Here is a 14,361-nt window from a genome sequence, read left to right on the forward strand (position 1 = left end):
CTGGCTGCCATGCCTCACGCCCTTGAGCTTCTCGACGTCACCGTCCGCCGCGGATCCACCCACCTCGTCGAGGAGGTGTCGTGGCGGGTGCCCACCGGCTCCCACTGGACGGTGCTGGGCCCCAACGGCGCGGGGAAGTCGACGGTACTCAAGTTGGCCGGCGGCTGGTGGTACCCGACGACCGGCACCGTCGACGTCCTCGGGCAGCGCCTCGGACGGGTGGAGCTCCAGCGCCTGCGCCGCCTCATCGGCTGGGTCGACCCGCGTCAGCGTCTCGGGGATTATCCGGTGGAGGAACTGGTGCTCTCCGGGGTCACCGGATCCAACGGCCTGCTGCCGCGCTGGTCGCCCTCCGCCGCGGAGCTGGACCGGCTCGCGGAGCTGCTCGCCCTCACCGGCATGGCCGCCAAGCGTGACCGGAAGTGGTCCGCGCTGTCGCAGGGGGAGCGGGCACGCACCCTCATCGCCCGCGCTCTCATCATCGAACCGGAGCTTCTGCTTCTCGACGAACCCACCACCGGCCTCGACCTCCCCGGGCGGGAGACCCTCCTGCGCGTCATCGACGACCTGCGCGCGCTGCGCCCGGAACTGACGACGGTGATGGTGACGCACCATGTGGAGGAGATCGCGGCGTCGACAAGCGATGTCCTGCTGATGAAGGACGGCCGGGTGCTGGCCGCCGGGCCGGTGGAGACGACCCTCACCGGTGCCCACCTGTCGGCCCTGTACGGCCTGGAGGTGGAGTTGCAGCAGGTCAGGGGGCGTTGGTTCGCGATCTGCATATAATTCCCGGGAGTTTCAGGAATTGTGAACCGCTTGGTCTATAGTGGCCGACATGACTCACGGACTCTCTGGTTTCTCGTCTCGATCCATCCATGCGGGATACGAGCCCGACAGCCTGTACGGCCCGATCAACACCCCGATCTACGCGTCGACCACCTTCGCGCAGGACGGGCTCAACGAGTTGCGCGGCGGCTTCGAGTACACCCGCTGCGGCAACCCCACCATCGCCGCCCTGGAGAAGACCGTCGCCTCCCTCGAGGGGGCCGAGTACGGTCGCGCATTCTCCTCCGGCATGGCCGCCACCGACGTCATCCTGCGTATTCTGCTGCGCCCCGGTGACCACCTCATCCTCGGTCACGACGCCTACGGCGGCACCTGGCGGCTCATCGACGAGGCCTTCGGGGCCTGGGGCATCGAATACACGGTGGTCGACACCACCGACGTCGCTGCCGTCGAGGCCGCCCTCCGGGAGAACACGAAACTCATCTGGCTGGAGACCCCCACCAACCCGGCCCTGTCCGTCACCGACATCGCCGCCATCGCCGCCATCAAGGGGGAGGCCGCGCTCGTCGTGGACAACACCTTCGCTTCCCCGTACCTGCAGCAGCCGCTGGCGCTGGGTGCGGACCACGTCCTCCACTCCGCCACCAAGTACCTCGGCGGGCACTCCGACGTCGTCGGCGGCCTCGTGGTGACCAACTCCGCCGAGTTCGACGAGAAGCTCCTGTGGTTCCAGGGCGGCGTCGGCCCCATCCCCTCGCCCTTCGACGCCTACCTCACCGCCCGCGGCATCAAGACCCTCGCCGTGCGCATGGAGCGCCACTGCGACAACGCCGAGGCCGTCGCCGCCCACCTTGACGGCTCCGACCAGGTCACCACCGTCCTCTACCCGGGACTCGAGTCGCACCCGGGCCACGAGGTGGCCAAGCGGCAGATGAAGCGCTTCGGCGGCATGATCTCCGTGCGCTTCCACTCCGAGGAGGCCGCGCGCGTCTTCTGCCTCAACACCCGCCTCATCTGCCTGGCGGAGTCCCTCGGCGGTGTGGAGTCGCTCGTCGAGCACCCGGCCACCATGACCCACCAGTCCGCCACCGGCTCTCAGCTGGAGGTCCCGCGCGACCTGGTGCGCATCTCCATCGGCATCGAGGACGCCGAGGATCTCATCGCCGACATCGACGTCGCCCTCGAGGCCGTGGCTGCGGCCACTGCGGCCACTGCGGCCACTGCGGCCGCCGAGGTCAACGCCTGACGTTAGATGCCACTCGGCGACCCCGGTATCCGTACCCCGGGGGCCGGGGAACCGGCGGGCTCACACCCCGGTAGGGCGCTCCTCCCGGGGTAGGGATCCCGGGGTCGCGCGCGCCGCTACAGCCGGATGACCCCCACCCCGGCGACCATGAGTGCCAGGCCCACGGCCTGCAGCAGTGTCACCTTCCTGCGGTGCGCGCCGAGCAGCCCGAAGTGGTCGATGAGGAGGCTGCCGGCCATGAGGCCGAGCAGGATCGTCATGACGGTCAGCCCCGTGCCGATCACCGGCGACAGGAACGCGTTGCCGAAGACGAACATCGCGCCGAGGAAGCCGCCGATCCACATCCACCACGGCCCGACCGTGGATCCGGCGGCCGGGCGGTTGCGCAGCGCCAGGTTGATGAGCAGCAGCGTCACCACGCCGAACGCGAAGGACACCAGCGCCGCCCCCACGGCCGAGCCGAAGGCCACGCCCAGCTGACCGTTGATGGCCGTCTGGGCGGCGGAGAACATGCCGAACACCACGCCGGCCGCCCGCCAGCCCCACAGCGACAGCCCCGAGCTCGAGCCCACGGACACCTGCGCGCCCCGGCGCAGCAGCGTGTCGATGAACCCGATCGCCCCGAGCACTCCCGCGACGAGCAGCAACGCCCCCAGCACGCGGGTCGGGTCGAGCCGGTGCACGGGCGCGTGGAACAACCCGAAATGGTCGATGAGCAGCCCCATGATGACCTGCCCCGTGATGGGCAGCACCACCGTCTGCACCGACCCCAGCCGCGGGAACAGGAAGATGTTGCCCGTCAGCACCACCACGCCGAGGACGCCACCGGACCAGATCCAGGCGGGCATGTCGAGGGCTGCGGTGAGGGGCGGCAACCCGCCGTCGATAAGCAGGACGGCGACGAGCAGCGCGAGGAAGCCGACCGTGAACGACACCAACGACGCCAGGAACGGGGAACCGACCGACTGGCGGAGCCGGGAGTTGGCCGATGTCTGGATCGGCATGACGATGCCGACGACGACGCCGAACACCACTGCGAGCATGGGAACCTCCTGAACCACAGGGTATCCCCGGCTAGAGTCCAGGGTATGACCGAACCTATCGCCATCGTCACCGGTGCCACGGGCGGCATGGGCCGCGAGATCGTCGCCGACCTCGCCCGCACGCACCACGTTTACGCGCTGGGGCGCGACGACACGACCCTCGCCGAACTCGGCGCCCTGGCCGACGTCACCCCGGTGAACACCGACCTGGTGGTGGACCTGCTCGACGCGGCCGACGACCAGTCGTGCCTGCAGACGCTCATCGACCTGCAGCGGGTGGACGTGGTGGTGCACGCGGCGGCGATCGCCACGAAGTTCAGCGTGGAGACCGCCACCGTCGCCGACTGGCGCCACGCCATGGACATCAACGTGCACGTCCCCGCGGAACTCACCCGCCGCCTGCTGCCGGCGCTGCGGGAGGCGCGCGGCACGGCGATCTTCATCAACTCGGGCGCCGGCCGCGGCTCCTACGGCGACAACATCGTCTACGCCGCGACGAAGCACGCGCTCTACGCCCTGGCCGACGGACTGCGGAAGGCGGAGTCGAAGGCCGGCGTGCGCGTGAGCACCGTCGCGCCGGGCCCGACCGACACCCCGATGCTCGAGGGACTTTACGCGCAGGACGACAAGGAGTACCGCGCCGAGCACTTCATCGAGCCCGTCGAGGTGGCGCGCGCGATCCGCATGATCGTCGACGCCGGGGAGAGCACACAGATCACGGACGTCGCGGTGCGCCCTCGCATCGAGGTCGGCGACCGATAGCGATCTCCAGCGCTGGACCGTTTTCTGCCGGTGGTATCACGTACGATGTCCCTCTTATGCACCCCATATGCAACCCTTTCTATGCGTTAGGTACCCTGAGGGAGTGTCTGTCCCGTCCCGCCGCTCCCCGGCATACCTGGCAATCGCCGATGATCTCCGCGGTCGTATCGAACGCCGCGAGCTGAGTGGCGGCGACAAACTCCCCACCGAGCGCGAGCTCGTCGACGAGTTCGGCGTCGCCCGCATGACGGTGCGCCACGCCCTGGACATCCTCCAGATGGAGGGACTCATCGAACGCCGCCGCGGTCGCACCGGCGGCACCTTCATCCGCAGCATCCCGCCCGTGGTCGAGCTCACCCGCATGGAGGGTCTCATGCCGCAGCTGCGGGAACACGGCCTTGAGGTCAGCTCCGAGATCCTCGAATCCGACCTCAAGCGCGCCAGCACCGCCGTCGCCGAGGCGCTCGACATCAGCGTCGGCGACCCGGTCTTCCAGATCGTCCGCCAACGCTCCGTCAACGGCACCCCCCTCATCGTGGAGAACTCGCACTTCCCCTCGTTCCGGGTGCCCGGCATGCTCGACGCCGATCTGTCGCGCTCCATGTACGAGCTTCTTGACGCCCAGTGGGACCTCCGCCCCTTCCGGAAATCCGAGACCATCATCCCCGGCGTGGCCTCCAGCTGGGAGCAGCAGGTTCTCGGCGTCACCCGCAACCTGCCGCTGCTGCGCATCTCCCGCACGGCCTACACCGCGGACAACCTGCCCATCGAGTACTCCGAGGACGTCCTGCGTTCCGACATCGCCCACATCCGGGTGGTCACGGACATGCGGCTCTAGCTACACCAGCCGGTAGCCCGACCCGCGCACCGTCTCGATCCGTTCCGCCCCGATCTTCTTGCGCAGGGTGCGCACGTAGACGTCGACCACGTTGGACCCGGGGTCGAAGTCCATGCCCCACACCTGGCTGAGCAGCTGGGCGCGGGAGAGGATCTGGGCGGGGTGGCGCATAAACGTCTCCAGCAGTCCGACCTCGCGTCGGGAGAGGTCCCGCGTGTGGCCGTCGACCTCGACGCGCTGGGTCCGCAGATCCAGCACCAGGTCGTCGCGGACCAGGCGGAACGACGCTTCCGCGCTGTCCGTCGGGGCGCGGTCCACCAGGCGCAGCCGCACCCGCGCCAGCAGCTCCGCGAACTGGAAGGGCTTGGGCATGTAGTCGTCCGCGCCGCCCTCCAGCGAGCGGATCCGGTCCGCCAGCTTCGTGCGGGCCGTGAGCACGATGATCGGCAGCGTCACCCGCAGGGCGCGCAGCTGCTCGAGGACATCCGCCCCGTCCATGTGCGGCAGACCCAGGTCAAGCACCATAAGGTCGTAGTCGCCGCTGCGGGCCATCTCGAAGGCGAGGGCCCCCGTGTCCACGACGTCACAGGCGTAACCCGCCGCCCGCAGTCCGCGGTCGATGAAGTCCGCGATGCCGCGGTCATCCTCGGCGATGAGTATCCGGCTCACTGGTCATTCTCCTTCACCGTGGGCACCTCGAGGCCGAAGACCGACCCGACGCCCACCTCAGATTCCACGAAGGCCCGGCCGCCGTGGGCCTGACCGATGGCGTGCACGATGGCCAGCCCCAGGCCCGCCCCGCCGGTGCGCGCCGTCGCGGCGTCACCCCGGTGGAAGCGGCTGAACAGGCCGGCCCGCTCCTCCTCCGGCACACCCGGCCCGGAGTCCCGGACCCAGATCCGCCACACGTCGCCGACGAACGTCGAGCCCAGCTCCACCGGGCCGTCGCTGTAGCGCAGCGCGTTGCCCACCAGCTCGAGGACGGCCTCGGTGACGCGTTGGTCGTCGAGAAGCACGGTCCCCTCGGCGAGCTCCACGAGGCTGACGCGCTCGTCGAGGGTGCGGGCCTTGTCCTCGATGTCGATGGTGAGCTCGGCGACGTCGACAAGCTCGGGACGCACGAACTCACCCGAATCGGCGACGGCGAGCGTGAGCAGGTCATTGACCATCCGCGCCATCCGGTCGAGCTCCGCGGTGGCCAGCGCCACCGACCGCGCACGCTCCTCCGGCGGGGACGTCTCGAGCAGCTCCAGCTGGCCACGAACCACCGTGATGGGGGTGCGCAGCTCGTGGCCCGCGTCGTCGACGAACTGCCGCTGCTCCGCATAGGCCCGCTCCAGGCGGTCGAGCATGGCGTTGAAGGTGGTGGCCAGCTCCGTGATCTCATCCCGCCCGCCCACCGGCACGCGACGCGTGAGATCCGAGTTGCTGATCGACCCCGCCACCGACTGCAACCTTCGCAACGGCGCGATGATCTGCCCCGCGATGAGCCACCCGATGAGCACACTCGCCGCCAGGCCACCCAGGCCCAGCGCCGCCAACGTCCGGATCTGCTGATGCACCTCCGCCCGGTCCTGCGCCGTGAAATACGCCACCGCGAACTGGGCGACCTCCCCCGTGCCGTAATCGACGGCCATGCGACCCCAGTGCGTCGGGCCGCGCTCCGCGTCACGGGTGATACCGGCCGGTTCCGCGCTGTCGAGGATCTCCGTGAGCAGCGGCTCCTGCGGAGACAACGGCGCCGGGAAATCCCCGCTCAACGCCGACGTGTCCATCTGCAGCAGACGACCGTTGATGAGCCCCAGATGCGACTCCCGCGTATCCGGGATCTGCCGCGACAGATACACCTCCACCAGGCGCGCCGGGGAGGCGAACGGGTCGGCCGTCTCCGGGTCCGTGCCCTCGGCGGCGAAATGCCGGAACTCCTCGATCTCCTGCTCCACCGCCTGATTCGCGGCATCCGCGACCTGCCCCAGCATGACCGCGCGGGTGATGACGATGACGCTGGTCAACGCCACGACGACCACAGCCGTGATCCAGAACATGATGCGCCAGCGCAGAGAATGGGAGGGGCTCACTCAGTCATCCTTAGTCGTCGTCCCAATCATCGTCGTCCCAGTCGTCGTCATCGTCGTCCCAGTCGTCGTCGTCCCAGTCGTCGTCATCGTCCCAGCTACCCTGCGGGTACGGCTGGTAGTTGAGCGGGGGCTGGGGGACCGGGACGGGGGCCGGCGCAGGTGCCGGAGCGGGAGCGGGGGCGGGCTCCGGCTCGGGCACGACCGTCGTTGTCGACGGCAGCGTCGACGTGACCGTCACCCGCGTGTCCGCCTCCCGGGTGATGGTGGCTCCCGCAGGGTCGATGGCCGGGGTGGAGGAGTTGTTCGCCAGGACCGACCCGGCCACGGCCACCAGGGCCAGCAGACCGAGAATGGCCAGCAGGGGAGCGAAGCGGCGGAGCGTGGGCATGATGGTCCTTCCGGGTTCTCTGATTCTCTGGGTACCAGTCTGCGCCTTCGCTGTGAAGCCCGGATGAGGCGACGATGAAGGATCTCTCATGTGGCTCGTTATTACGATGATCGTAATGACGAGGTAGCACCTTTCCGTCCACCTGTTGTTATAAGCGGGTGATGATGGGATTTCGGGTCGTCATTACGAACCTCGTAAATACGACCCCGACAACCCCCTCCTAGCCCGCGTCGACCTCCCGGTTGCGCAGGGCACGGGCCACGCGGTCGCGCTGCTCGGCCACCACACGACGCAGACCCGCCGGCAGCTCCTTCGCCAGGAACTCGTCGGCGCGGGCCAGGCCCTCCGCGGAGATGTCCCACACCGGGTACAGGCCGGTGAGGGTGGTCAGGGCGATCTCGGAGGAGGAGTGCTCCCACAGCTTCTCGGCGATGCGGAAGTACTCGTCGTTGAACTGCGCCAGGTGCGGGGCGGAACCCGGGTAGACGAGGCCCTCCATGCGGAAACGCGCGTCGACGTTGGACAGGTCGCCGGCGACGACCTCGTCCCAGATGCGCTTCTTCGTGGCCGGGTCGTTGACGGCGGCGCCGGCGCGGAGGGCGAACTGATGGCCGGTGGCGGAGCGGTCGCGGGCGCGCTCCTGGGCGATGGCCTCCACCTCGACGCGGTCGTAGGCGATGAGCGCGGCCAGGGCCAGCCAGCGCAGCTCGGCATCCTTGGAGGACTCGAGCTCCTGGGCCAGCTTGTCAGCGGCGCGTGGGTTGAGCGGCAGCTTCGTCAGCGCGTGGGAGAAGACGAGGGCGACCTCCGGGTCGGAGGAGCGGCGGCCGGCGAGGTAGGCGTCGACGAGCAGGGACGTGCCCTCGCGCTCCCACGCGGGGTCGACGTAGGTGCGCAGGGCGGTCGTCGCCTGGGCGAGGATCCGCTCGAGGACGGCGAGCTCGGTTTCGGCGGCGGCCCCGCGGGCCACGAGCCGGATGAAGTCGCGGGCCTTCATGCGGCCGTCGCGGGTGGCCTCCCAGGCGGCGGACCAGCACAGGGTGCGGGCCATGGCGTCGTCGATGCGGTCGATGTTGTCCACGACGAACGCCAGGGAGTCCTCGTCGAGCTTCATGAGGCAGTAGGTGAGGTCCTCGTCGTTGACTAGCACTAAGTCGGCGGCCTCGACACCGACGAGCTCCGGCACCGGGGTGGACGCCCCGGAGACGTCGAGCTCGACGCGGTGGGTGCGGGAGACGCGGTCGTCGATAAGCGAGTAGAGGCCGACGCAGATGCGGTGCGTGCGCAGCTCACCGGCCCCCGGCGACGCGCCGGCCTGCTCGACGGCGAAGGAGTCGTACGCCCCGTTCGTGACCGTGAACGCGGGGGAGAGGCGGTTGATGCCGGTGGTCTTCAGCCACTCGTCGGCCCAGCCGGAGAGGTCGCGGCCCGAGGCGGTCTGCAGCGCGGCGAGCAGATCGTCGAACGTGGCGTTGCCCCAGGCGTGATCGGCGAAGTGGCGGCGGACGCCGGACAGGAACGCGTCGCGGCCGACGTAGGCCTGCAGCTGCTTGAGCACCGACGCGCCCTTGGCGTAGGTGATGCCGTCGAAGTTCTGCTCGACCGTCTCGATGTCCGTGGCGTCCGCCAGGATCGGGTGCGTCGACGGCAGCTGATCCTGCTGGTAGGCCCACGACTTCTCGACGTTCGCGAACGTCACCCACGCCGTGTCGTACTGCGTCGCCTCCGCCTGGGAGATCGCGGCCGACCACGTGGCGAAGGACTCGTTGAGCCACAGGTCATCCCACCAGCGCATGGTCACCAGATCACCGAACCACATGTGCGCCAGCTCGTGGAGGATCGTCTCCGCCCGACGCTCGTAGCGGTAGTGGGTGGCCTTGGAGGTGAACACGTACTCGTCGCGGATGGTCACGCACGCCGCGTTCTCCATCGCGCCGAAGTTGAACTCGGGGCAGAAGACCTGGTCGTACTTGCCGAAGGGGTACGCCATGCCGAAATGCGCGTGGTACCAGTCGAAACCCTGCTTCGTCTCGGCGAACAGCCGGTCGGAGTCGAGGTGCTTGGCCAGGGAACGGCGGCAGTACAGGCCCATCGGCACGGTCAGCTCGGTCGGCTGATCCGCCGGTGTCTCCGGGTGGTGAGTGAGGGTGCCGCGCCACGTCGACGTGACCTCGGTGAACCGGCCCGCGCACACCGCCACCAGGTAGGTGGACAGCGGGTAGTCGATGCTCGAGCGGTGGGTCGCACGCTCACCCTGCACGCTGGTGGTCTGGGCGCCGTTCGAGATGACCTTCCAGTCCGCCGGGGTGGTCACCGCGATGTCGTACGTGGCCTTGAGATCGGGCTGGTCGAAGCAGGCGAACACGCGCTTGGCGTCGGCCGTCTCGAACTGGGAGTAGAGGTAGACCTCGTTGTCTGCCGGGTCGACGAACCGGTGCAGGCCCTCGCCGGTCCGCGAATAGGGGATCGTCGCCGTCACCCGCAGGGAGTGACGCCCCGGGGTGAGATCCGTCAGCGCGATGCCGTACGTGTCGTCGTAGCCGTCCTCGTCGAGGGTGAGCGCCTCCCGGCGGATGTTCTGCCCGTCGAGGTACACGCCGTCGACATGCGTGGCCCGCAGATCGATGAACGTCGACCCGGCCTCCCGCACAGTGAAACTCACGGTGGTGATGCTGCCGAACTCCCGGTCACCGGTCAGGTCCAGGGCGATGTCGTAGTGGTCGACCTCGAGCAGACGGGCGCGGTGCGCCGCCTCCTCGCGGGTGAGGTTGATGGAGGTCACGGGGGTACTCCTCGGTCGGATGAATTTTCTCGCACCGCCCACACTAGTCCGCACGTACCATGTGCTCATGACAACAAATACTGTGCAGTTCTGGTTCGACGTCACCTGCCCCTTCGCCTGGCAGACCTCACGCTGGATCAAGGAGGTCGAGAAGGTCCGCGACATCACCGTCGAGTGGATCCCCATGTCCCTCAGCGTCCTCAACGACGGCCGCGACCTCGACCCCGGCTACATGTCCGCCATGGAGGCCGCCTGGGGCCCCGCGCGCGTGTTCACCCGCGTCGCCCTCGAGGAGCCGGGTGCCGTCGACGGCCTCTACACCGCCATGGGCACCATCATCCACGCCGGCAAGGAGAGCGGTAAGAAGGGCTTCGGCGCCTACGACGGCGTCATCGAGCAGGCCCTCAAGGACGCCGGCCTGAGCTCCATCTATGCCACCGCCGCCAACTCCGAGCAGGTCGACGAGAAGCTCCGCGAGTTCCACGACGCCGCCATGGAGTCGGTCGGCGACGATGTCGGCACCCCGGTGCTCAAGCTCGGCGACACCGCCTTCTTCGGTCCGGTCATCACCCGCGTGCCGGAGGGGGAGGAGGCGGGCGAGCTTTACGACGCCGCCGTCCGCCTCGCCCAGTTCCCCTACTTCTTCGAGCTCAAGCGGTCCCGCACCGAGAACCCCCAGGTGTAAGGCATGTTCGAGACCACGCTGACAGCCACCATCATCGCGGCCGTCGCCGCCGCGGTCGCCTACTTCACCTGGAACACCAACAAGGCGGTGGCCTCCCTCGGTGCCGTCGTCTGCCTCGTCGCCGCCGCTGTCGCCGTGCTGGCGGGATTCCTGGGTACCGTGATCCTCGTCCTGCGGATCATCCCCGTGCTGCTGCTCGTCCTGGGCATTTGGATCGCATGGAAGGTGTTCACCTCGCGGTCCGAGGCCGGGCGGAGGTAGGGCCCGGGTCCACTGCGGCGCAGCTTGGCCACTTCCGGGGTGTTCAAACACCCCAGAAGTGGCCAAACCGCGGCGCCCCACGCCACCCCGGTAGGATCGGCACCATGCGCGTTTACCTTGGAGCAGACCACGCCGGCTTTGACATGAAGAACATCATCGCCGAGCACCTGAAGAAGCAGGGCCACGACGTCATCGACTGTGGCGCCCACACCTACGATCCCGACGACGACTACCCGGCCTTCTGCATCGAGGCCGCCTCCCGCACGGTCAACGATCCGGGTTCCCTGGGCATCGTGCTCGGTGGTTCCGGCAACGGCGAGCAGATCGCCGCGAACAAGGTCAAGGGTGCCCGGTGCGCTCTGGCCTGGTCCCCGGAGACCGCCCGCCTGGCGCGTGAGCACAACAATGCCCAGCTCATCGGCCTGGGTGGTCGCATGCACTCCGAGGAGGAGGCGCTGGCGATCGTCGATGCGTTCCTGGATCAGGACTGGTCGAAGGCGGAGCGTCACCAGCGTCGCATCGACATCCTCGCCGATTACGAGCGCACGGGCGTCGCCCCGGAGCTCCCGGCCGAGTAGTCACCAGCCCGCGAAGTCGCGTTCGAGGCGTCGCGGTCCGTCGACGAGCGTCCAGGTGACCTCGACCGTGACGGGAGCTTCCCGACGCCGCCCCCTCACCCTCGCCACCTGTTCTCCTTCCCGGAGGCAGGTGGCGTTGTGCGTGGTGGGGAGGGTGTCGGGGATGACGGGGGCGTCGAGAAGCACGGTGCAGCGCGCGCCCTTGCCTGCGGGGCGAACGCGGGGATCGGCGAGGAAGAGTTCGGGCACGGGGTCGATGATGACGTGGACGTCACCGGCGCGCAGCCACCCGATGATGACGGTCTCGGTGACGCCGGCCTCGGGCCAGCCGGGGACGTGGACCTCGATGTCGGCGGTGTCGAAGATGACGCCGGCGGGCCGGGCCAGGGGGTGGGTGATGCGGTGGGCGAGGGCGATGGTCTCGGCGTTCTTCTCCGCGGGGTCGGCGGCGCGTCCGCCCCAGTCCGGTTCGTCGTGGACGGCGACGGCGCGGGGTTCGTGGACGAGGCGGGCGCCGGCCTCCCAGGCGCGGTGGCCGAACTCCCAGTCCTCACCGCCGTAGCCGACCAGGGAGCCGTCGAAACCGCCGATCTCCCGGAAGAACTCCCGCCCACAGGTGAGGGCGGCGGAGATGACGTAGCGCCAGCTGCCGTCGTCGGCGCGCTGCAGGTGCCCGGTGTGCGTCCAGGCGTCGCGCAGCCACTGCGGTTCCTCCCGCTCCGGGCCGGTGAGGCGGGTGCCGACGACCACCGCGCGGCCGTCGGCCACCACGTGCGGCACGACGGCCGTGAGGTATCCGGGCCCGGGCACGGTGTCGCCGTCGAAGAACGTGAGCACCTCACCGCTCGCCGCCCCGGCGCCGAGGTTGCGGGCCGCGGCCGCGCGGAATCCGAGGTCCTCCTGGCGCACGACAATGGCGTCGACGTCCGGCGGGACGGTGGAGCCGTCGTCGGCGACGATGATCTCGATCTCCCCCGGGTAGTCCTGCTTCTCGACGCCCCGCATCACCTCCCGCAGCCCCTCCGGGTTGTTGTAGTGGGGGATCACGACGGACACGCGCGGCCACAGCCGACGCCAGTGCCGCTCCCACTCGGCGGCGAGGTCCGGCCAGTCCCAGCCCTCGTTGGCCGCAGGTGGGGCGGGGGAGAAGTCCCGCAGCGCCGCACCCCAGTCGTCGACCACCTCGACTCCGGGCCAGCGCTGCGCCATCTCCCGGGTGTAGGGCGAATCGCTGACCAGCACCGTCCGGCCAGCCCCGAGCCACGCCATGAGGGAGCCGGAGGCGGAGTAGTGGCGGTGGGCGCACACGGGGATCTCGATGCGCCCCATCTCGGCGGCGAGCTCGGAGTCGGAGAGCCAGCCGGTGATCTCGAAGTCGACGCCCAACTCTCGGGCCAGCTGCTGCAGCTGCTCGGCCCAGTCCTCGTGGCCCGCGCTCACCCCGCCGAGCGCCCGGACGCGCAGCCCGGTGCCCGCCACCGCGCGGAGCAGGTCGTCGTGTCCCTTGCCGGGGTAGATGAAGCCGAGGATCCCCACCGTGGAGGGCTCCGGATCATAGGCGGAGTCGATGGTGGGAACCGGCAACGGCACCACGGGCAGCGGATCGTCGAAGAATGCCGCCTCGTGGTGGGAGTTCACCACGGCGAGGTCGGCGGCGGAGGCGAGGCGTCGATAAGCGGGGGCCCGGCGGGCGAACCGCGCCGCGCCCTCCGCCTCCTGCGGGATGTCGTGAAGGCTGACGCTCAGCGGATGCCCGGCGCAGCGGGCCAGCACCGCGTCGACGGCCCGCTCCGGGGTGTCGCCGAAGAGGTGGTCGGTGAAGGTGACGTGGACGGGCCCCGGCGGCAGCGGGCCCATCCCCACCAACACGGAACCGGCCGAGTGCGCGGCCAGCGAGCGGGCGTACTCGGTGACGCCGTGGCCGGCGGGGCCGACGATGAGGTGGCAGATCATGCCAGACCCAGGAGGGCGAGGCGCTCGGCGTGGCGCGTCAGGCCGGCTGCCACAATCTGCGGGTGCTCCCGGTAGAAGGCCAGCTGCTCGGCGACGAGTGAGGGCCAGTCGAGGGGGTCGCCGGCGGCGGTCCACTGCTCGCGGCCCACGGCGGCGTCCGGCACCCCGAGGGCGTGTGCCGCGCGGGGCTCCACCGGGGCCTGCAGCCCGCCGAGCATCTCGCGGTCGGCGGGCGGGGTGACGGTGCCGCCGGGGACGATCTCGTCGAGGACCTGTTGCGCCATGTACGCCAGTGTCTCGTTGGAGGGGTGGTTGATGGTGTGCCACACCGGGGCGGTCTCGAGATGATCGGAGACCACCACCGTGCCGTGGTGCTGCTCGCGGGTGCGCAGGTGGCCGATGGACAGGGCGGCGGCCTCGCGGAAGGCCGGGGCCCCGGGGTCGACGTCGACGGGGGTGTCGAGACCGCGGTCGGCGGCGACGACGAGGCGCAGGTCGTGGTACGGGACGACCGGCGGGTTGCGGGAGGGGTCGGCCGGGTCGCGGATGATGGCGTGGAAGGGCATGAGCCCGTCCCAGCGCAGCACCGGGTAGCGGATGACCGTGGCGCCGGGCGGCAGGAGGGCGGCCAGCTCGGCGGTGCCGAGGGGGAGGTCGCGGTAACCGTCGCGGATGGGTTGGGAGACGAGGACGTCGGCGCGCGCGAGGACCGGGGCGAGCAGCTCGACGTCCTCGGCGGTGAACTCGTGAACCGGGGGAATGCGGAAGGAATCGACGGTGCCGGCGCTGTCGAGGAGGATGCGGAGGGACTCGGCCTGGCAGTTGCCCATGACGACGACGAAGGGGCGGTTGTCGTGACGTTTCGTCGGGTTGACCTGGTAGAAGTCGCCGTAGTGGCGACGGCGGGGGAGGTCGTGTGGGGAGGTCATGACGCCAATTTATCAAGGTTTCTGCATATTCG

14 protein-coding genes are annotated in these 14,361 nt (G+C 69.6%); 7 read left to right on the forward strand and 7 right to left on the reverse strand.

Going from position 1 to position 14,361, the window contains the following annotated elements:
• Positions 1-9: 9 nt before the first annotated feature.
• Both B9Y70_RS00455 and B9Y70_RS00460 read left to right on the forward strand, forming a co-directional pair.
• Positions 10-786, forward strand: coding sequence for an ABC transporter ATP-binding protein (locus B9Y70_RS00455; protein ID WP_085548298.1), 777 nt, complete (start codon positions 10-12; stop codon positions 784-786).
• 49 nt (positions 787-835) lie between these two features.
• Positions 836-2,032, forward strand: coding sequence for a cystathionine gamma-synthase (locus tag B9Y70_RS00460; protein ID WP_085548299.1), 1,197 nt, complete (start codon positions 836-838; stop codon positions 2,030-2,032).
• Between the two features lie 116 nt (positions 2,033-2,148).
• Here the strand turns inward: B9Y70_RS00460 and B9Y70_RS00465 are convergent, their stop codons facing one another.
• Complete coding sequence (locus B9Y70_RS00465; protein ID WP_085548300.1) at positions 2,149-3,075, reverse strand: DMT family transporter; 927 nt, start codon at positions 3,073-3,075, stop codon at positions 2,149-2,151.
• A 45-nt stretch (positions 3,076-3,120) separates the two neighbouring features.
• Here B9Y70_RS00465 and B9Y70_RS00470 point away from each other — a divergent pair, with 45 nt between their 5' ends.
• Both B9Y70_RS00470 and B9Y70_RS00475 read left to right on the forward strand, forming a co-directional pair.
• Positions 3,121-3,837, forward strand: a complete 717-nt coding sequence (locus B9Y70_RS00470) for an SDR family oxidoreductase (protein WP_085548301.1) — start codon at positions 3,121-3,123, stop codon at positions 3,835-3,837.
• Positions 3,838-3,940: 103 nt separating this feature from the next.
• Positions 3,941-4,675 carry a GntR family transcriptional regulator gene (locus B9Y70_RS00475; RefSeq protein WP_159449753.1) on the forward strand — a complete coding sequence of 245 codons (735 nt, stop codon included), beginning with the start codon at positions 3,941-3,943 and terminating at the stop codon, positions 4,673-4,675.
• On the opposite strand, the gene B9Y70_RS00480 is transcribed toward B9Y70_RS00475, so the two are convergent.
• The 4 genes from B9Y70_RS00480 to pepN form a co-directional block, all read right to left on the reverse strand.
• Positions 4,676-5,344 (reverse strand): response regulator transcription factor, encoded by a 669-nt coding sequence (locus tag B9Y70_RS00480; RefSeq protein ID WP_085548303.1) that lies wholly within the window; start codon positions 5,342-5,344, stop codon positions 4,676-4,678.
• Positions 5,341-6,720 carry a sensor histidine kinase gene (locus B9Y70_RS00485; RefSeq protein ID WP_085548304.1) on the reverse strand — a complete coding sequence of 460 codons (1,380 nt, stop codon included), beginning with the start codon at positions 6,718-6,720 and terminating at the stop codon, positions 5,341-5,343. Before B9Y70_RS00485 ends, B9Y70_RS00480 begins: the two co-directional genes overlap by 4 nt.
• Before the next feature lie 43 nt (positions 6,721-6,763).
• Positions 6,764-7,141: a hypothetical protein gene (locus tag B9Y70_RS00490; protein ID WP_085548305.1), complete on the reverse strand. Its 378-nt coding sequence runs from the start codon at positions 7,139-7,141 to the stop codon at positions 6,764-6,766.
• A 220-nt stretch (positions 7,142-7,361) separates the two neighbouring features.
• Positions 7,362-9,923, reverse strand: a complete 2,562-nt coding sequence (pepN, locus tag B9Y70_RS00495) for an aminopeptidase N (RefSeq protein WP_085548306.1) — start codon at positions 9,921-9,923, stop codon at positions 7,362-7,364.
• A 67-nt stretch (positions 9,924-9,990) separates the two neighbouring features.
• Between pepN and B9Y70_RS00500 the strand changes: the two genes are divergently transcribed.
• From B9Y70_RS00500 to B9Y70_RS00510, 3 genes are all read left to right on the forward strand, one after another.
• Complete coding sequence (locus tag B9Y70_RS00500; protein ID WP_085548307.1) at positions 9,991-10,608, forward strand: mycothiol-dependent nitroreductase Rv2466c family protein; 618 nt, start codon at positions 9,991-9,993, stop codon at positions 10,606-10,608.
• A gap of 3 nt (positions 10,609-10,611) precedes the next feature.
• Entirely contained in the window at positions 10,612-10,869 is a 258-nt protein-coding gene (locus B9Y70_RS00505; protein WP_040086564.1) for a hypothetical protein, read from the forward strand.
• Between the two features lie 104 nt (positions 10,870-10,973).
• The gene (locus B9Y70_RS00510) at positions 10,974-11,447 is read left to right on the forward strand and encodes a ribose-5-phosphate isomerase (protein ID WP_040086563.1); all 474 of its coding nucleotides are present in this window, start codon (positions 10,974-10,976) and stop codon (positions 11,445-11,447) included.
• Here B9Y70_RS00510 and B9Y70_RS00515 read toward each other — a convergent pair whose 3' ends face one another.
• Both B9Y70_RS00515 and B9Y70_RS00520 read right to left on the reverse strand, forming a co-directional pair.
• Complete coding sequence (locus B9Y70_RS00515; protein WP_085548308.1) at positions 11,448-13,400, reverse strand: glycosyltransferase; 1,953 nt, start codon at positions 13,398-13,400, stop codon at positions 11,448-11,450.
• Entirely contained in the window at positions 13,397-14,329 is a 933-nt protein-coding gene (locus tag B9Y70_RS00520; protein ID WP_159449754.1) for a WcbI family polysaccharide biosynthesis putative acetyltransferase, read from the reverse strand. Before B9Y70_RS00520 ends, B9Y70_RS00515 begins: the two co-directional genes overlap by 4 nt.
• Positions 14,330-14,361 lie beyond the last annotated feature (32 nt).

The sequence above is a fragment of the Corynebacterium pollutisoli genome (genome assembly GCF_900177745.1).
Taxonomy (GTDB): domain Bacteria; phylum Actinomycetota; class Actinomycetes; order Mycobacteriales; family Mycobacteriaceae; genus Corynebacterium; species Corynebacterium pollutisoli.

Excerpts from the sequence above, each read along its gene's own strand:
- B9Y70_RS00465 (WP_085548300.1), bottom strand. The coding sequence starts at position 3,075 with ATGCTCGCAGTGGTGTTCGGCGTCGTCGTCGGCATCGTCATGCCGATC.
- B9Y70_RS00485 (WP_085548304.1), bottom strand. The coding sequence starts at position 6,720 with ATGTTCTGGATCACGGCTGTGGTCGTCGTGGCGTTGACCAGCGTCATC.
- B9Y70_RS00460 (WP_085548299.1), top strand. The coding sequence starts at position 836 with ATGACTCACGGACTCTCTGGTTTCTCGTCTCGATCCATCCATGCGGGA.
- B9Y70_RS00515 (WP_085548308.1), bottom strand. The coding sequence starts at position 13,400 with ATGATCTGCCACCTCATCGTCGGCCCCGCCGGCCACGGCGTCACCGAG.
- B9Y70_RS00500 (WP_085548307.1), top strand. The coding sequence starts at position 9,991 with ATGACAACAAATACTGTGCAGTTCTGGTTCGACGTCACCTGCCCCTTC.
- B9Y70_RS00470 (WP_085548301.1), top strand. The coding sequence starts at position 3,121 with ATGACCGAACCTATCGCCATCGTCACCGGTGCCACGGGCGGCATGGGC.
- B9Y70_RS00505 (WP_040086564.1), top strand. The coding sequence starts at position 10,612 with ATGTTCGAGACCACGCTGACAGCCACCATCATCGCGGCCGTCGCCGCC.
- B9Y70_RS00520 (WP_159449754.1), bottom strand. The coding sequence starts at position 14,329 with ATGACCTCCCCACACGACCTCCCCCGCCGTCGCCACTACGGCGACTTC.
- B9Y70_RS00490 (WP_085548305.1), bottom strand. The coding sequence starts at position 7,141 with ATGCCCACGCTCCGCCGCTTCGCTCCCCTGCTGGCCATTCTCGGTCTG.
- B9Y70_RS00510 (WP_040086563.1), top strand. The coding sequence starts at position 10,974 with ATGCGCGTTTACCTTGGAGCAGACCACGCCGGCTTTGACATGAAGAAC.
- B9Y70_RS00455 (WP_085548298.1), top strand. The coding sequence starts at position 10 with ATGCCTCACGCCCTTGAGCTTCTCGACGTCACCGTCCGCCGCGGATCC.